This is a genomic window from Streptomyces sp. NBC_01454 (genome assembly GCF_036227565.1).
Lineage (GTDB): Bacteria > Actinomycetota > Actinomycetes > Streptomycetales > Streptomycetaceae > Streptomyces.
The window spans coordinates 4,423,422-4,439,861 of sequence record NZ_CP109460.1 but is presented as its reverse complement, the minus strand read 5'-3'; the positions used below and the strand labels follow the sequence as shown (position 1 = coordinate 4,439,861).

Below are 16,440 nucleotides of genomic sequence, written 5' to 3'. Positions count from 1 at the left end.
ACTCCTTTCCTTCCTTCTCGCCTACCGGGTTAGCTGACGGGTTCGGAGCAGGAAGGTCTCCTACGGGCGCCCGCTGGCGGAGGGCGTCCGATTCACCCCAAGGAAGTGGTTCCCCGGTTCCCTTGGTGCAGTTCGAGGTGCTGGGGGTGCGTGAAAAGCGCGTGCGGGATTCGGCGTCAGCGCACGGTGCCGCCTCTTGCGGCGGCTGGGACGACCGCGCTGCGTTATCGGACAGTAATAGAGATCGCATCCGAATTCCAAGCCTTCCCACGAATCGATACGGCCGGCACACGAGCCGGGGCAGGGACTTTGCGGCTCATCGGGGTGGCAACCGGGCGAGTCGCCCACCCGGCGCTAAACGATCTCGCGGTGATTGTGCGTCAGTTGTTATGCGGAGGGGTGGCCCTCAGTTACGGAACGTGAGAGCAGTAGCGTCGGATCATGGTCGTCAACGCCGGGAACACCGGTCATGTCGGGGGCGCCGGTGGCGCATGGGCAGTGGCGGAGCGGTACCGGGAGTTCTCCTGGCACCGGGCGCGGGGGCGGTCCGAGGCGCACGAGGAGTTGAGCGCGCGGATCGGCCAGGACGAGGAGTTCTGCGCGCTGTTGTCGGGGGCGCTGCCCGCCGGCGAGAAGCAGCAGCCGGCCCTGCTGCTCGCCGCCGTCCGCCACCTCGACGGACCGCACGCCGATCTGGGCCCGCGCGGTGCGGCCGCGTACGAACGGTGGCGCGAGTGGACGGTCCGGCACTGGGACGAGGTGCGCGCGGTCATCATGCGGCGCACCCCCCGGACCGACGAACCGGCCCACTGCGCCGCACTGCTGCCGCTGCTCGCCACCCTGCCGCAGCCGCTGGCACTGCTGGAGGCCGGGACGACCGCGGGGCTGGGCCTGCACCCCGACCGCTATCGCTACCGCTACGCGCACGCCCCGTTCGCGCACGCCCCGTTCGCGGACGGCGCGAAGGACGGGCCGGGGGACGGGCCGGAGGACGAGCCGGGGAACGGGCTGGGACACGGCCGTGCGGGCCCCCGTACCGAGGCCGGGGCGCCGGAGAGTCCGGCGGTGTTCGGATGCCGTACGGACTGGCCGGCCCAGGAGCTGGCCGGCCGGCTGCCCCGGATCGTCTGGCGGGCGGGCATCACCTCCGATCCGCTCGACCCGGTGTCGGAGCCGGAGGACCTGCGCTGGCTGCAGGCGCTCGTCTGGCCGGGCGACGGAGAGCGGGCGGCGCGGCTGTCGGCGGCCGTCGAGGCGGTGCGGACGGCGCCGCGGCCGCGGATGGTGCGCGGCGATCTGGTCGGCGACCTGCCCGCGCTCGCCGCCGAGGCGCCGCCCGAGGCCACCCTGGTCATCTTCCACAGCGAGGCGCTGGGCTCGCTTCCGCCCGCCCGCCGCGAGGAGTTCGCGCGGCTCGTCCGGTCGCTGCTCGACGGCCGTCCCGGCGGCGGGCACTGGATCTCCCACGAGCCGCACGCCGTCCTGCCGTGGATCACCCCGCCCGCGCACCGCTCGCCCCACCCGGACCGGCCGGACGCCCGGCTCACCCTCGCCCTGGACGAACGCCCGGTCGCCCTCACCGGTCCGCACGGCCGGAGCCTGCACCGACTGCCGGCCCCGGCAGACACGGCCAACACGGCCAACCCAGCCAACACAGCAAACCCAGCAGACGCACCCGGAACCTGAGCCCCGGCCCGGCCCCGCCGACCACGTCCCGCACGGGCGCACCCCTACTCCCCGCTCCCTACTCCTCGCTCCTTACTCCCGCTCCTACTCTCCCATCGGCCGCTGCACCGCCAGCAGGGCCACATCGTCGGCCGGTTCGCCGCCCGTGTGCCGGGTGACGTCCTCGATGAGGGTGTCCAGGAGGACGTCCGGGCCCGGGAAGCGGCCGCCGCGCAGTCTGCCCGGCGGGTGGTAGCTGCGGCCGAACAGATCACGGGCCGCGGTCACCCCGTCGGTGAAGCAGAGCAGCAGGGCACCGGCCGGGAAGAACGTCTCGTCCGGCCGGCCGGGCCGGCTGCCCACCCCGCTCATCCCCAGCGGGAGCCCCGGCTCCGCCGGAAGCAGCTCGCGCAGCCCGCCGTCCGGGGCGAGCAGCAGCGGGGCGGGGTGGCCGCGGTTGAGCACCCGCAGGACGGACGGCTCGCCGGCGGGCAGCTCGGCCAGGAGGGCGGTGGCGAAGTCCTCGGACCGGTCGGGGCCGTCGCACCGCTCGCGCTCCCGTTCCAGCGCCCGCTCCAGCCGCGCCGCCACCGCCTCCAGGGTGGTCTCCTGATCCGCGGCCTCACGGAACGCGCCGAGGACGGTCATCGCGGACGCCACCGCCGGCAGGCCCTTGCCCCGTACGTCGCCGACGATCAGCCGTACGCCGTGCGGGGTGTCCTGCGCCGCGTAGAGGTCGCCGCCGGTCCCGGAGGCCGCTCGCGCACCCCGGTAGCGGGCGGCGACGGCGAACCCGGCGAGCCGTGCGGGCGGCATGGGCAGGACGGCGCGCTGGGCGGCCGCGGCCTCCTGCACGGCTGCCGGGTGGCCACCGCCGGCCCGCACCACCCGGTTGATGGCCGGCGCGAGCAGGGAAACGGCGAGGACCAGGACGATCTCCGTCACCGCGGCCCCGCGGGTCTGTGCGGCGCCGCGGTAGAGGACGGTCCAGATCTCGCCGAGCGTGGCGGCCAGGGCCGTCAGCGCGGTGGTCCGCAGCGAGGACAGCGGCGCGGCGGCCGGCGGGGCGGCGGCGAAGAAGGGGGCGGCGGTGCAGCCGGGTGGCGCCGCCATGCCGAAGGCCAGGCCGCCGATGATCAGCAGAACCGGGATGCGGCCCACCAGGCGGCGGACAGCCGGGGACACCGGGGCCCGCCGCTCCCCGCCGCCCTCGGGGGGCGCCGCACCGTCGCGCATCCGCACCGGCCCCTTCCCCTGCCGCCCGTCCACGCGGGCACCCACGCCGCCGTCCCGCCGTCCGCCGTCCCCAGGGTTGCCGGTACGGGACCGGGCGGCGAATCGCCGGGGGCCGGACGGGTCATCCGCCGGGGGCCGGGTGCCATGGACGTCTCCGGGCGCCCGCACCGAGGCCGGCGCGCCCCCAGGATCACGTGCGTCAGGGCCACTTGGGACCGCGGGCGAGAGCGGCATACGACGAAGGGCCCGGACCGTCTCCGGCCCGGGCCCTCGGGGCGCCGGTGGGCGCCGCGGACGGCTCTCCCGTCCGTTTCTGGTGGGCCATCAGGGGCTCGAACCCTGAACCAATGGATTAAAAGACCCGACGAACCGGGGACCCAGGGTCCCAGGTAGTCCACCGGAGTCCGGTTCTCCCTGGTCACGGCACCTACAGCTGACGCCAGGTCCAGCGCCGGACCGGCCTGTGTCACGCCGTCCGCTCACGCATCGCTCACGCATGGCGGACGGCTGACCAGGCATTCGGCGCAGCGTCTTACGCGTAGGTATCGCAAGTCAGGCAGCGACGGGTCGCCACTCGCCCGGCGTTGCCCTCGGTGGCTCGCAGCGGCTGCGACTCCGATATGCGGGACCAGGCATCGGGATCGGGGCCAGCCACCCAGCCGAACTTCGGCCCAGCGATTTCGCTGTCGGAGAGGTGGTTGCAGCCGGGCAGGTGGGCGTTCCCCGCAGGCGACACGATGATGGCGTGGGGCGGCTGCCCGTGGCGGCTGGCCTGTTTCGGTGCTTGGCCGCCAACAATGCGAGGAGCCACACCCTCGGACGGGCAGGCGCACCCCGCCCCGATGATGAGATCACAGCGATCGCAGCGCTGTTCCGTCACGGCCTGTCGTCCTCTCCAGTCGGATGCCCGGCTCCTCACCCAAGACCCGTGAGACGAGAGCTGGTGAAGTCGGATCACCATCCCACCTTCCTCAGCCCCAGTCCGGCGATTGCGTCGTGTGCCTCCGGAACCCTCTGCCGCCCCCGTAATGACTGGTTGCCAAGCAGCTTTGGCCACGCGACGCGGACCTATCCTGTGCCCTGAGCTTGGGAATCAACGGGGCTTGGAGCAGTCATCCGGCCCTGACCTGCAGAAATGCTGCCTAGCGCCGTCGTCCGATGGTGCCCCGCGTGACCGCTGTTGACCGGCCTGAAGGGCACGGATGGGGCACGGACATTCGTGGCGCTTGTCGTGCAGTGCTCTGGACGCTGGTCGGTGAGGAAGGATGGCGCCCAAAAGCCCGCCGTGCCAACAGGGTTACGCATGCAAGGCCGGCGCAACGAGCCAGGGGACTCCGCATCGTCCTGCCGGGTCCTTCTCGTCCGGGGTGTCCCCTGGCCACAGATTTTGCTGGGGGGCAAGGGGCGGGCGTCAGCTTCCGCAGCCGCAACCCGCGACAGAGTTCGCGTCGACCGGCTTGCTCGCGCAGCAGGCGTCACTGCCGGTGCCTGCGGACGGATCGTCGCTCTTGCCGAGGGTGTCGGCGTCGGCCTTGACGACGTAGACCTCCCACGGCTCCTTGCCGGGGCCGTGTACCCACACCTTGTCCTGCAGGGCGTAGCAGCACGAGGTGTCGTTCTCCTCGAACGTGGCGAGGCCGGCGTCCTTGAGCCGGGTCGTGGCGGCCGTCACCTGGTCCGTGGACTCGACCTCTACTCCGAGGTGGTCGAGGCGGGTCTCCTGGCCGGGCACGCCCTCGATCAGTACGAGCTTGAGTGGCGGTTCGGTGAGGGCGAAGTTGGCGTAGCCGTCGCGTCGCTTGGCCGGTTCGGTGCCGAACAGCTTCGAGTAGAAGGTGATCGACGCTTCGAGGTCGCTGACGCGAAGGGCGAGCTGTGCGCGGGACATGGCGGTCTCCCATCGGCTTACATTGATGTCTTTCGATGCAAGCTTGCGCCTTGGATTGAAAAACGTCAACATAGAAGCATGTCGAAACAAGAGCTTGTTGTGCTCGGTCAGGCCGATGAGGCAGGTGCGTGCTGCCCGGGGCTGCTGACAGCTCCCCTCGACGAGGGGCAGGCCGAAGAGCTGGCGAAGGTGTTCAAGGCGCTGGGCGATCCGGTGCGGCTGCGTCTGTTGTCGATGATCGCCTCGCGTGCCGGAGGCGAGGTCTGCGTCTGCGACCTCACCCCTGCGTTCGACCTGTCGCAGCCGACGATCTCGCATCACCTCAAGCTGCTCCGGCAGGCCGGCCTCATCGACTGTGAGCGGCGTGGCACGTGGGTCTACTACTGGCTGCTGCCCGAGATGACGGACCGCCTCGCGGGCATCCTGACGCGCCCCGCCGGCGAGCCCCTGCCCGCCTCGGTCGAGGCCGCCGGGGCTGCCTTGTGAGCGCCGTGCCCGAGCAGGCCGTCGCCGGCCGCCTGTCGTTCCTCGACCGGTACCTCGCCGTCTGGATCCTCGCCGCGATGGCTCTCGGTCTCGGTCTCGGCCGCGTCGTACCCGGCCTTGGGGACGCCCTCGCCAAGGTCACCGTGACCGGCGTATCGCTGCCCATCGCGCTCGGCCTGCTGGTGATGATGTACCCGGTTCTCGCGAAGGTGCGCTACGACCGGCTCGACACTGTCACCCGTGACCGTCGGCTGTTGTTGCCCTCGCTGCTGCTGAACTGGATCGTCGGCCCGGCGCTCATGTTCGCGCTGGCGTGGGTGTTCCTGCCGGACCTGCCCGAGTACCGCACGGGCCTGATCATCGTGGGGCTGGCGCGCTGCATCGCCATGGTGATCATCTGGAACGACCTGGCCTGTGGCGACCGCGAGGCCGCCGCTGTCCTGGTGGCGCTGAACTCGGTGTTCCAGGTGATCGCGTTCTCGGCCCTCGGGTGGTTCTACCTGTCCGTGCTGCCTGGGTGGCTCGGCCTTGAGCGGTCCGGCCTCGATGTGTCCGTGTGGGAGATCGCCCGCAGCGTGCTGATCTTCCTCGGCATCCCGCTCGCGGCCGGGTACCTGACGCGCCGGATCGGCGAGAAGGCCAAGGGGCGCGCTTGGTACGAGGCGAAGCTGATTCCGCGAATCGGCCCGTTTGCCCTGTACGGGCTGCTGTTCACGATCGTCATTCTCTTCGCGCTGCAAGGCGATGCGATCACCTCGCAACCGCTCGACGTCGCCCGTATCGCGCTGCCGCTGCTCGTGTACTTCGCCCTGATGTGGGCGGGCTCCATGGCACTTGGACGATCCGTCGGACTCAACTACTCCCGTGCGACGACGCTCGCGTTCACGGCCGCCGGCAACAACTTCGAGCTGGCCATCGCGGTAGCCATCGCGACGTTCGGCGCCACCTCCGGACAGGCCCTCGCGGGCGTGGTCGGCCCGCTTATCGAAGTACCCGTGCTGATCGGCCTCGTCTACGTCGCGCTGTACGCACGGCGCTACTTCACCATCGCCGAACCGCTGCCCGAGGAAGGCCCTGCCCGTGCCTGATGCTGCCCTGCCCTCCGTGCTGTTCGTCTGCGTCCACAACGCCGGCCGCTCGCAGATGGCCGCCGCGTTCCTCACGCACCTCGCGGGTGACCGCGTCCAGGTGCGGTCCGCCGGGTCCGCCCCCGCCGACGCCGTGAACCCGGCCGTCATCGCGGCAATGGCCGAGGCTGGCATCGATGTCTCGGCCGAGGTGCCCAAGGTGCTCACCGCCGAGGCGGTGCAGGCGTCCGACGTCGTCATCACGATGGGCTGCGGCGACACCTGCCCCGTCTTCCCCGGTAAGCGGTACCTCGACTGGCAGTTGCCCGATCCCGCTGGGCAGGGCGTCGAGGCCGTGCGGCCGATCCGCGACGACATCGAGCGGCGGATTCGCGGACTGATCGACGAGATCGCCGATCAGGGGCCGGTGTGAGCTTGCTGCCTCGTCGCCGGTGCCGAGCCGCCAATGCGCTGGGACAGTGGAGCTAGAGCTAGCGCCTCTGGCGGACGGGTCCGGCGCGATGCCCCGGCATCACGTGGCGTACAGGGTGCGACATCGGTGCACCCCGTAGCAGCGGGATGTGGGCCAGCCGATAGTTGGCCTACTCTCGCTGCCCGGTCCTCTACAGATGAGCCCCTTGCACCAGTACCGTTGCGTGCTCACGCGATGCGGATACGGGACCTCGGGGGCGTGCCCAGTGGCGGGAAGTGAACTCACACTCGGTAAGACGATCGCCAAGGCGCGCAGGCGCAAAGGATGGCCGCAGCGGGACCTGGCTGCGATGATCGACCGGTCGGAGAGCTGGGTGTCTCAGGTCGAACGGGACGTCATCCCGGTCAACAGCCTGGATACGCTCCGTCAGATCTCCGATGTCTTAGGCATTTCGCTGTCCGCCCTCCTCGCCGCTGCGCCGCCCGGGCCAACGCCGGTATCGACTCGGCGTCGGCCCGCCTCCGCTAGGGTTGATCGCAATCTTGGTCCAGAGGAGGGGGACGACCCCGTGCGACGCCGCGAACTTCTGGCCGCTGCGGCGGTTGTCTTCACCACCCCCTTGGCCGGTGCCTCTCCAGCCGAGGCCAGCACCCTCGCGCCCCTGGAAGATCACCTGCTCTACGGCACTGCCACCGTGCCGAAGCGCGGAGAGGTGTCACCGCGCGGCGTCGCTGCCGAAGTGAAGGCGTCCCGAGAGGAATTCCGAGCCGCCCGCTACGACACGCTGGCCCGGAACCTGCCCGGCAGGATCGCGCAAGCTCAGGGCCTGGAACCGGCGGAGCTGTCGGCCACCGCCGTCGCCGACCTCTACAACATCGCCACTCGGCTGTGCATCAAGGTCGGCGAGGACGGGCTGGTGGCGATCACTGCGGACCGTGCGCTGACCTCTGCGCGGATCGGCGGCGATGCCCTCACGACCGCCGAGGCGCACCGGATGGTGTCCAGTGCGTGGCGCCGCCAAGGTCACCTCGCCCGCGCCACTGATATCGCCGTCAGGGCCGCGCAGGACGTGCGGGGGGATCGCGGCACTCCCGAGACCGCCCGGCTGGCCGCGAGTGTCTCGCTTCTGGCCACTGCCGCGTACACGGCGGCCAAGATGGGCGATCGGCCCACCGCGCACGCGCTGATCGGCGAGGCCGCCGAAGCCGCCGAAATCGGCCGGACGAGCCCCGAGGCCCGCACGGACACCGGTACCCAGCAAGTGCTGCTGCACCAGCTTTCCGTCCACTACCTGCTCGGTGACGCCGGCCAGGCGATCGACCTGGCCAAGACCATCAACCCCGCGGCCCTGCCGACCGCCGAACGGCAGGGGCGCTTCTTCACTGACGTGGCCCGGTGCTTCGACCAGTGGGGCAAGCCCGAGCAGTGCCACCGGGCTCTGCTGGCGGCCGAACGGGCCGCACCACAGGAGATCCGGCGCGGGTCGGTCAAGAACCTGGCCAGCGGCCTGCTCCGGCATGACCAGACCCTCCCTGGCGTCCGGGCGTTCGCCGGCCGCGCGGGCGTGGCCGTCAACTGACCCACCCGCAAAGGGATTACTACCTCGCAACCCGGTTGCGGATCTGCCTGTTGCTCCGGCGGTTGACTCGTACTCAGCCGCCAAGGGCCGTGTACGGCCGGCCTCTCCTCGCCCCTGGCGGCGGTGACGACAACCACCGTCTTCGAGGAGTTGCACCATGGATGCCACCCGTGCCGATCAGCAGCCGATGCCGGGTCAGTTGCGCCCGTCGGGCACCGACGGCATCGACCAGATCAAGGCGGACATCGCCGCAGCTCTGCGCTCCACCATTGTCCTTCCCCCGTACGACGAGGTCCTCGGGCTGATCGACACACTCAAGGGGCACCTCGGCCCGCTTATCGAACAGGCCGAAGAGCACGTACAGGAGCACCGGCCGGGCGAGGTCGCCTGGTATCGGGAACACGCCCAGATCGACAACGCCCAGTTCCAGCTGCGGTCCGGGCCTGGCGATGGGCTGGTGTCGGCCGTCCGTCGCCTTCAGTCGCTGGCCCGGTCCGTTCAGCAGCTGCTGCGCCAGATCCACCACGAACAGGGGGCGTGAGGTGACGTGGTCCGAGCACGGAGCCAGGGGCCGCCACCGCAGCGGGGAGCCGCGGCTGGACATCTGGCTGGGGCGTCTGTGGCTGCTGGGTGCGTCGGCCACCCTCACGCTCCTGGCCCTGACCGTGCAGCAGGACGCGGACCACACCCTGACAGCCCCGGTCTCCGCACCCGACACCGACCCGGCGCCGCCCGTCTAGGCGCCCACAGATTTCCCGCCGGAACCCCGGCGGGAGAACCGGAGAGAAAGGAACATGCGATGAACGACCTGATCGTCTCGAAGCGTTCCGTGCAGGCCGCCCGCAGCCAGGACCGGCTGAGCGACGGCGGCGGCACTGGCAAGGGCGACGGCAACGACTGATCGGAGCCGTAGATGACCGCCATCTCCTCGGCGGTCCGGAGCCTCGGCGGGGACTTCCCCGCCGAGGCGTTCGGCCGCACCTACCGTCTCTGGCCGCGCGTCGGCGACTTCTCGGACCTGTTCACATGGGACGACCTCAACCAGATCATCGCCCGCCACCGCCTCGAACCCCCACGGCTGCGGCTCTTCAACGATGGCAGCCAGATCCCGCAACACAGCTACGCTCATCCCGTGGTGTCCAAGCGCCACACGGTCTGGCACCGGATCGAGCCGGCCAACCTGCACCACCATCTCAAGGACGGTGCCTCGCTGGTCCTGGACGCCGTGGACGCATTGCACCCCGGCGTGGAAGACCTCGCGACCGCACTGGAGCGGCACTTCCGCACCGACGTGCAGGTCAACCTCTACGCCTCATGGACTCCGAAGGAAGGCTTCGGCGTGCACTGGGACGACCACGATGTGGTGGTCCTCCAACTCGAAGGCGCCAAGCGGTGGAAGCTCTACGGAGCCACCCGGATCGACCCGCTGCGCGTCGACACCGAGGCACCCGAGCCACCAACCGGGGCCCCGGTCGCAGAGGTCGTGCTCCAGGCCGGCGACATGCTCTATCTGCCCCGCGGATGGTGGCACGCCGTCGCCGCCACCGATGGTCGGTCCCTCCACCTGACCTGCGGCCTGAAACCCACCACCGGAGCGGACCTCCTGTCGTGGCTCGCGGACCAGCTGCGCGTCTCGAATACCGTCCGCGCGAACCTGCCGTACTTCGCCCCTCCGGACGAGCGGACCGCGTATCTCCAAGCCTTGCGCAAGGAGTTCGCCGACGCCCTGCATGAGGGGGTGATCGAGGAGTTCATCAACGCACGGGGGAGCACGGACCCTGGTCGGCCCATGCCGTCGCTGCCGTTCGTGGACGGCATCCCGGCGGACGGGAGCCTGTCCGTCCGGCTCACCGCTGCCGGAGCCTGGTACGGCGTGGACGAGATCGGGCACGTTGTGTTCAGCGCCGGCGGCCAGGAGTGGACGTTCAGCAGGCCGGTCCTCGCCGTGATCAAGCTCCTTCTCAACGGAACCACCGCAACCCTGGGCGAACTGTCGGTAAGCTCCGGGCTCCCCGCCGGCCACGTCGCAGCCCTTGTCTCCGAGCTGGTCGAGGCCGGTGTCGCCGCCGTCAGCCGGAGAAGGTAGCCGACGATGTTCACTGCCCCTGAGCCTGCTGTCAGGGACCGCATGCTCTCCGCCCGCGGCCGCGCCTGTGCCCTCCTGGGCCTCGTCGAGACCACGGGCGGAGAAGTGTGGGGATATGCGGGCAGGACGTTGTCCGGGGCCGTCCACACGCCCACGGGTGCTGCATGGTTGCGACTGGTGAGTGATCCCCAGGGGAAGAGCGGCGGGAAGTTGTGGGAAGGCCCCCGGGAGGCGGAACAGGCCCTGCCGCCCGCGGTGCCCCGGCCCCGGCTGCTCGGGCTGTGCGACTGGTCGGCAGACGGCTGGGACTACCGGGCGGAGCACTACGAGTTCGTCACGACGCCGCCGGTGGCCAAGAGCCCGGTACTCCACAGCCAGGCAGACCTCCCGGATACCTGGTGGCAGGACCTCCACCGGGCCCTGGCGCACATCGCACTCGTCAGTACAAGCCGCCAGGCGGTGCGCGAGCAGTACATCCGGCGCCGCGTACCGGAGTTCACTGGCGTCACTCCCGGCGAGATCACCTGGACCACGGCCCACGGCGACCTCCACTGGGCCAATCTCACCGGCCCGGCGCTGGCCCTCCTGGACTGGGAGGGCTGGGGCACGGCGCCTCTCGGCTACGACGCCGCGAATCTCTACCTGCACTCCTTGCCCGTACCGGACGTCGCCGAGCGGATCCGCAAGGAGTTCGCCCATGTACTGGACACCCCGGCCGGCCGGATCGGCGAACTGACCGCCTGCACGGAAATTCTCCAGGCAGCCGCACGCGTGCCGTTCTACGCCGAACTGGCCGACGGCGTGCGGCACTACCTCGGTCGATTGAAGGGCCCACGGTCAGGGTCAGCGCCGTCGGGCTGGTGATTTTTGCGAGGACGGGAGGGCTGCTGCGGTGGAGGCTGGTGCGGCGGGCTGTAGCGCGGTGCTGCGGGCCATGGCGGCCTGCGCCTGAGGGCCAGGGGCGTGGCGCTGGCCGAGGCGCTGAATGCGCCAGGTCAGCGCGCGGGCGGGGTGACGGGCGTCGTCCAGGGAACGCTGGCTGAGCGCCTGGTCGAGGACTGTGGCCGCGTCGTGGCCCCGCGCCTCTGCCTCGGCGAGCACGGTGGCGAGTGCGTCCCAGGCCCGGTCTTCCACAATGCGCTCGGCATGTTTGGGGACGGCCTGCCGTAGGTGGTGGGCGTAGCGGTGCTTGGTCTGCTGGCAGGGAGCGCGGCGGGCGAGGTTGCTGAGTGCGGGTTCGGCGATCGGTCCGTAGGCGGCCTGGAGGTGGACGAGGGTCTGCTGGGCTGCCGCCTCCTGTTGGGCGTGCTGGTGCTTGCGGTGCCAGTGCATTGCGAAGGCCACCGCGGTGAGCGCGGCGTCCAGCAGCATCGCCGTCCCCGACCCGTCGCCCGCCGTACCTGGATCACGCCAGATGGTTTGGACACTGCGGCGCAGGACGCGTGCGCTGTCGCGGTCGGCGGTGATGCGGGAGCGGGTGGCGCGCTCGAAGGCAGCTGCGGCCTGCTGCAGTTCGGCCTTCGCCGTGGAAGGCGCGGTGACTGGCAGAAGGTCCAGGGCCGCGCCGAGCGCGACCAGCTGTCCCTGCGCCACGTGGTCGTCGCCGCGGGTGAGGTGGTCGGGGATGCGTTCGGTGGCGGCTGTGGCCTGGTGCCACGGATCGCCAGGGCGGACGGCGGTCGGTTCGGGGCGGGTGTCGGCGAGGCGTTGGCGGATCTTGGGCAGGGAGAGGTCGCCGGCGAGGGTCGAGCCGGAGAACCACACCGGCTCGCTGTCCTTGTTGACGTCGCCGGGCAGGGCGACGCTGTAGCCGAGGATGTCGCCGGAGGGCCCGGTCTTCGGCCGTACGGTCACGCCCATCGCGTCCAGCAACGCGAAGAACTCGGCCTCGCTGGACGCGGCAGCCACTGCGCGGCGTACCCGCAGGCGCAGGACCTCGCGCGCTGTGGCGTCCTGGCCCTGGCGCTTGGCCTTGAAGTGCTCCTTGCTGGTCGGGCGCTTGGCTGCGGTGCCGTCACCCGGGTTGAGCCGCCTCAGCCCGTAGTCCACTTCGATCTTCCGAGCCTCCTTTTGGACGGCGCGCTGGTCGTAGCCGCGGCGCGGGCGCCGGCCGTCCTGGCGCACCAATGTGGCGGCGATGTGGATGTGGTCGTCCGCGTGGCGCACCGCCACCCACCGGCACGCCGCCTCGTCCCCGTCGGGTGCGATGCCGGCGGCGGCCACGATCCGGCGCGCCACGTCCGCCCACTGCTCGTCGGTCAGGATCGGGTCCTCGGGTGCGGCACGGACGGGGCAGTGCCACACGGTGAACTTCGGTGCCTTGTCACCGAGCATCCGTATGGGCTGGTCGAGCTGTGTGGCGAGCTGGTCTGCCACGTCTTTGGGGTTGCGGTGCGGGCTGCGGCCGGGGTCGGGGGCGAAGCCGTTCCAGGAGGCCACCAGGTGGGGGTCGGTGTGCTCGTTGGCCCGACCCTTGCCGAAGAGATAGCCGATCGTGCGGCGTGTGGCGTGTGGGCCCTTGCCGAGGATGATCTTGGGTATCACCGGCTCACCGCCCCGTGGTCACGCGGTCGATGGCGGTGTCCAGCCGGGCGATGGATGCCTCAACGCGTTCCAGGAGCCGCTGGACGAGGTCGTGGTAGGGCCAGGCGCCGTCCTCATTGAGGTGCCGGGTGAGCTGGTTGAGGTTGCTGCCGATTTTGCCGAGCTGTCCGTTGGCGCTCATCAGCGCCTTGACCGCGGCGCGGTAGTCGGCGACGGCTGCCGTGGGATCGTCGGAGCGGGCAGCGGCGAGCGACGACTCGGCGACGTAGCCACCGAGCGCCATGTGGCTCAGGCCAGCGGCTTCCTGGAGGATGTCGAACTCGTCGTCGTTGTAGCGGGGGTGCACACGCTTCTCACGCAGCTGCGGCTCTCGCAGACGACGACTAGGGGCAGGTGTCTGCGGTGCGCTCGGCGAGGACTGACTGACCCCTCCCTTGGTCGGCTCCCCTGGGCCGGCCGACTCCGGCGCCCCCTCGGCGCCGGATGCCTCCGCCTCCCCTGGGGCGGAGGCCGGGTAAGGACTCCTTACCCGACAACTTGCTGCGTCTGAAGCTGGGGCGGTGGTCGTCCGCTGCTGGGACGAGGGGAGTTCGAGTTCGTCATTTGGGTCATGCATGTGGGCTCCTACGAGCGGTGGTGCGGGTGAGGGCCCGCCCCTCCCGTGCTGATGCGCGGGAGAGGCGGGCAGGGGTGACGCGGGATGTGGGGTTCAGCCGGTACTTGCGGCGGCCTGGTCGAGTTCGGCCTGCAGCAGGTTCTTGACTTCATCCAGGCGGCTGCGGGAGATACCGAACCCCTTGTCGCGGATCGCCTTTTCGATGTTGCGGCGCGAGACGCGACCGGATCGCCCAAGGGGGGCTGTGCGGCCGATGTCGATGGCCTCTTCCAGGGAGAGGCATGGCTGGTTGCCTCCGGGCCTGCCGTGCTGGTGCGCGGCTTCCGCCACGTGCTTGGTGGCCGGTTCATCCACGGTCTTGGTATTCCTGGCGGGGAGCGGTGCTGTGGCGCTGGCCGTGTTTCCCCTGGCGTGTGTGTGGCTGTTGTTGTGGCGGTGGCCCTCGGTGTCGGGGGCGGCCGGGCCCCGGGCGACGAGAAGGTAGAAGTGAACGGCTCCGGCCAGGGCGAGTGGGGCGATGGCGGAGATGACGCCCACGGTGATGTCGTCGAGGGCAAGTCCTGTGTGGCGGGCCTGCTCGTTGAGGCGGATGGCATGCAGGACGTTGGCCCAGATGCTTGTGGCGGTCGCGATGCCGACCAGCGCCGAGACATAGAGGCGGGCGGATAGAGGCGCTTGCCGAAGGGTGAGCAGGGCGCCGATCCCGATGGCGATGAAGCCGTCGATGACGAGCGGGAAGGCGTACGTGAGCGCCGGGTGGATGTGGCTGGCGGCGGCCATCTGGCGCAGGGCGTCATAGGAGAGCGCGAAGGCCGCCACGGCCAGTAGCGCCACACCTGCGCGGATTGCGGCGGCCAGCGGCACCGGGGAAGCGGATGGGGCGGTGTGCGGTGAAGGCAAGCGTGGTGCTCCAGGTATCCGGGGGCTGATGTGGCCGTGGTCTGGGGGACTCGTCGCGACTCGTTGCACGCCTGGTCAGAGCAGGTACGGGTGCATCGGTGATGTCGAGTCGACTCGTCGCCGGTCTCCAACTCGTCCCCGCGCTGACCTGCGCGGAGACGAGTCGCGACGAGTCGTGCCGGGTCAGACGCCGGTCGTGGATTCCGGCGTGGGCTCGGGGCAGTAGCGCGCCCAGGAGTCAGCGAACTGCAGGCGCGTGAAGCCCTTGGCCTGGACGCCGCCGTGGAAGCGACGGGTGGCCGAGCTGATCCCGTACTCCTTGAGCAGGATCTGCAGGCCGCGAGGAGTGAGGCCGTTGGCGGTGTGCTCCGGCCAGGGCGTCTCGTCGTCCTGGTTGAGGATGTCGAGGAGGCGGCTGGTGCGGAGCGCCGGTGGATTGCCCTCTGTGGCGAAGGCGCGGCGGATGTCGGCCAGGAGGCGGATGCCCAGGCTGCTGCTGTCCTGGTCGTGCTCGGCCTCGTGCTTGGCCATGACCCGGCAGGCGGTGCGGGCGAGGTCGGGCCACTGGCCTCCGGCGAGGTCAGCGATGGAGACCAGCGGCTGCCAGGTATCAGCCGCCCGGTCTTCGACCGGCATGTCCGGTGTCAGCTCCATCGCCTCGGCGTGGAGCGGCGCCAGCCAGGCGGCGAGCCGGTCGCGCAGCGCGTGGAGGGTCGGGGTATCGCGGAAGGTGCGGAATTCCGCCACCTTCTCGCCCGGCCTGCGGCGCCGCATCCGGATGACGATCGACCGGTCCATGATCGTGTCGGGCAGGTCCCCGATGCCCGCGAGGGCCGCCATGGCGAAGGTGGGGAACTTCGCGACCTCGTGGTTGGGGCCGGAGACCCGGAGGGTGGGGCGGTTGCGCTGGTGTCCCGCGTTGAGCAGGCCGCGCATCTCTTCGTTCTTCTCCGCGACCTTCACAGAGCCGAAGAGCGTGTCGGCCTCGTCGACCAAGAGAGTCGGTGGGGCGTCGGTGATCGACCGGAACACCGCGGCAGCCGAGGCGTTGACCGTGATCAGCGGATCGTGGACGCTCTCGGTAATCACGTCCAGGAGCCGCGACTTGCCGCACCGCTTGGCCGGCCCGACGATGGCCAGCCTCGGGGCGTGCTGCCATGCGGTCTGCAGATGGGTCGCCGCCACCCACAGAGTGACCGCCGTGAGGGCTTCCTCGCTCGGCAGCACGACGTATCGACGGATCTGCTCCCGCAGTTCTGTCAGCACCTGCTCGCCTTCGGATACCGGAGCGGAGTCGGGTATGACGGTGGGCGGCTCTTCCGGTGACGGCAGAGATGGGTCGCCACTCGGCTGGCCGGGGACGGCGACAGGCGGCCATACGGGCTTGTTGGAGTCGGAATAGGGCTCGGCTCCCGCATGTTCCACAGGGCAGCTCCTCGTCTGGCGGTGGCGGGCTTGCACGCCTTTGCCGCCGGGTTGGTTCTTGACGGGCCGTTCGGGGTTGCTGGGGCCTCCGGCGTTGCACCGCCGGGGGCCCTTTCCCGTCTCGCGGGCACCAGGGCATCGCGAGGGAACACGGACCGTACGTCCACGCCCGCCAACAGTCCAGCGATTCTGTGTCAGCTCAACGCAGAATCGCCTACTACGCTGTCGCCCTTTCACGCCGTCAACCCGAGCAGATCCAGCAGATCCGCGGTCACCACCCGGTAGGCGTTGCCGAGCCGCAGGACCTTGCAGGGGTACGCACCCCGCTTCGCCAGCTCGTAACCCTTGCTGCGCCCGAGCCCCAAGGCGCGATTACTAGTCTCCAGGTCAACGGCTACCGGAAGCGCAAGGAGATCTTCCCGGCTCATCCCGTTCATTCGTCCGACTGCGACGCTTTCGCGCATACGACATCCCTTTCGGTACAGCCCTCGGCGAACGTGGCCCTCACGTCCGGC

At 70.5% G+C, this 16,440-nt stretch carries 16 protein-coding genes and 1 riboswitch; of the genes, 9 read left to right on the top strand and 7 right to left on the bottom strand.

Going from position 1 to position 16,440, the window contains the following annotated elements:
• Positions 1 to 3: 3 nt before the first annotated feature.
• Positions 4 to 150, bottom strand: a riboswitch (cyclic di-AMP (ydaO/yuaA leader).
• 291 nt (positions 151 to 441) lie between these two features.
• On the top strand, positions 442 to 1,686 hold the full coding sequence (locus tag OIU81_RS19675; protein WP_329149676.1) for a DUF2332 family protein: 1,245 nt from the start codon (positions 442 to 444) through the stop codon (positions 1,684 to 1,686).
• Positions 1,687 to 1,770: 84 nt separating this feature from the next.
• Here the strand turns inward: OIU81_RS19675 and OIU81_RS19670 are convergent, their stop codons facing one another.
• Together OIU81_RS19670 and OIU81_RS19665 are read right to left on the bottom strand one after the other, a co-directional pair.
• Positions 1,771 to 2,901, bottom strand: coding sequence for a PP2C family protein-serine/threonine phosphatase (locus OIU81_RS19670; RefSeq protein WP_443074153.1), 1,131 nt, complete (start codon positions 2,899 to 2,901; stop codon positions 1,771 to 1,773).
• 1,411 nt (positions 2,902 to 4,312) lie between these two features.
• Entirely contained in the window at positions 4,313 to 4,789 is a 477-nt protein-coding gene (locus OIU81_RS19665) for an ArsI/CadI family heavy metal resistance metalloenzyme (RefSeq protein WP_328742404.1), read from the bottom strand.
• Between the two features lie 78 nt (positions 4,790 to 4,867).
• Here OIU81_RS19665 and OIU81_RS19660 point away from each other — a divergent pair, with 78 nt between their 5' ends.
• The 8 genes from OIU81_RS19660 to OIU81_RS19625 all read left to right on the top strand — a co-directional run bounded on the left by OIU81_RS19660 (position 4,868) and on the right by OIU81_RS19625 (position 11,304).
• A complete protein-coding gene (locus OIU81_RS19660) occupies positions 4,868 to 5,275 on the top strand; it encodes an ArsR/SmtB family transcription factor (protein WP_329149672.1) in 408 nt (135 codons plus the stop codon).
• Positions 5,272 to 6,363, top strand: coding sequence for an ACR3 family arsenite efflux transporter (gene arsB, locus OIU81_RS19655; protein WP_329149670.1), 1,092 nt, complete (start codon positions 5,272 to 5,274; stop codon positions 6,361 to 6,363). The genes OIU81_RS19660 and arsB overlap by 4 nt, the downstream gene beginning before the upstream one ends.
• The gene (locus OIU81_RS19650) at positions 6,356 to 6,775 is read left to right on the top strand and encodes an arsenate reductase ArsC (RefSeq protein WP_329149668.1); all 420 of its coding nucleotides are present in this window, start codon (positions 6,356 to 6,358) and stop codon (positions 6,773 to 6,775) included. Before arsB ends, OIU81_RS19650 begins: the two co-directional genes overlap by 8 nt.
• Before the next feature lie 196 nt (positions 6,776 to 6,971).
• Entirely contained in the window at positions 6,972 to 8,354 is a 1,383-nt protein-coding gene (locus OIU81_RS19645) for a helix-turn-helix domain-containing protein (RefSeq protein WP_329149666.1), read from the top strand.
• A 157-nt stretch (positions 8,355 to 8,511) separates the two neighbouring features.
• Positions 8,512 to 8,895 carry a DUF6415 family natural product biosynthesis protein gene (locus tag OIU81_RS19640; protein WP_329149664.1) on the top strand — a complete coding sequence of 128 codons (384 nt, stop codon included), beginning with the start codon at positions 8,512 to 8,514 and terminating at the stop codon, positions 8,893 to 8,895.
• 1 nt (position 8,896) lies between these two features.
• Positions 8,897 to 9,094 carry a hypothetical protein gene (locus OIU81_RS19635; RefSeq protein ID WP_328742410.1) on the top strand — a complete coding sequence of 66 codons (198 nt, stop codon included), beginning with the start codon at positions 8,897 to 8,899 and terminating at the stop codon, positions 9,092 to 9,094.
• A gap of 173 nt (positions 9,095 to 9,267) precedes the next feature.
• A complete protein-coding gene (locus tag OIU81_RS19630; RefSeq protein WP_329149661.1) occupies positions 9,268 to 10,440 on the top strand; it encodes a cupin domain-containing protein in 1,173 nt (390 codons plus the stop codon).
• A 177-nt stretch (positions 10,441 to 10,617) separates the two neighbouring features.
• On the top strand, positions 10,618 to 11,304 hold the full coding sequence (locus OIU81_RS19625) for a hypothetical protein (protein WP_329149659.1): 687 nt from the start codon (positions 10,618 to 10,620) through the stop codon (positions 11,302 to 11,304).
• Here OIU81_RS19625 and OIU81_RS19620 read toward each other — a convergent pair.
• From OIU81_RS19620 to OIU81_RS19600, 5 genes are all read right to left on the bottom strand, one after another.
• A complete protein-coding gene (locus OIU81_RS19620; protein WP_329149657.1) occupies positions 11,284 to 12,984 on the bottom strand; it encodes a mobilization protein in 1,701 nt (566 codons plus the stop codon). The genes OIU81_RS19625 and OIU81_RS19620 overlap by 21 nt on opposite strands.
• 4 nt (positions 12,985 to 12,988) lie before the next feature.
• On the bottom strand, positions 12,989 to 13,330 hold the full coding sequence (gene mobC, locus OIU81_RS19615) for a plasmid mobilization relaxosome protein MobC (protein WP_329149655.1): 342 nt from the start codon (positions 13,328 to 13,330) through the stop codon (positions 12,989 to 12,991).
• A 363-nt stretch (positions 13,331 to 13,693) separates the two neighbouring features.
• On the bottom strand, positions 13,694 to 14,500 hold the full coding sequence (locus tag OIU81_RS19610; RefSeq protein ID WP_328742417.1) for a DUF2637 domain-containing protein: 807 nt from the start codon (positions 14,498 to 14,500) through the stop codon (positions 13,694 to 13,696).
• Positions 14,501 to 14,683: 183 nt separating this feature from the next.
• On the bottom strand, positions 14,684 to 15,925 hold the full coding sequence (locus OIU81_RS19605; protein ID WP_329149652.1) for a DUF3631 domain-containing protein: 1,242 nt from the start codon (positions 15,923 to 15,925) through the stop codon (positions 14,684 to 14,686).
• A gap of 233 nt (positions 15,926 to 16,158) precedes the next feature.
• A complete protein-coding gene (locus OIU81_RS19600) occupies positions 16,159 to 16,353 on the bottom strand; it encodes a hypothetical protein (protein WP_443074013.1) in 195 nt (64 codons plus the stop codon).
• Positions 16,354 to 16,440 lie beyond the last annotated feature (87 nt).

What these genes read in the sequence shown, in the direction of transcription:
- OIU81_RS19600 (WP_443074013.1), bottom strand. Translation starts at nt 16,353, where the DNA reads ATGAGCCGGGAAGATCTCCTTGCGCTTCCGGTAGCCGTTGACCTGGAG.
- OIU81_RS19665 (WP_328742404.1), bottom strand. Translation starts at nt 4,789, where the DNA reads ATGTCCCGCGCACAGCTCGCCCTTCGCGTCAGCGACCTCGAAGCGTCG.
- OIU81_RS19640 (WP_329149664.1), top strand. Translation starts at nt 8,512, where the DNA reads ATGGATGCCACCCGTGCCGATCAGCAGCCGATGCCGGGTCAGTTGCGC.
- OIU81_RS19645 (WP_329149666.1), top strand. Translation starts at nt 6,972, where the DNA reads ATGAGCCCCTTGCACCAGTACCGTTGCGTGCTCACGCGATGCGGATAC.
- OIU81_RS19670 (WP_443074153.1), bottom strand. Translation starts at nt 2,901, where the DNA reads ATGCGCGACGGTGCGGCGCCCCCCGAGGGCGGCGGGGAGCGGCGGGCC.
- OIU81_RS19660 (WP_329149672.1), top strand. Translation starts at nt 4,868, where the DNA reads ATGTCGAAACAAGAGCTTGTTGTGCTCGGTCAGGCCGATGAGGCAGGT.
- OIU81_RS19675 (WP_329149676.1), top strand. Translation starts at nt 442, where the DNA reads ATGGTCGTCAACGCCGGGAACACCGGTCATGTCGGGGGCGCCGGTGGC.
- OIU81_RS19630 (WP_329149661.1), top strand. Translation starts at nt 9,268, where the DNA reads ATGACCGCCATCTCCTCGGCGGTCCGGAGCCTCGGCGGGGACTTCCCC.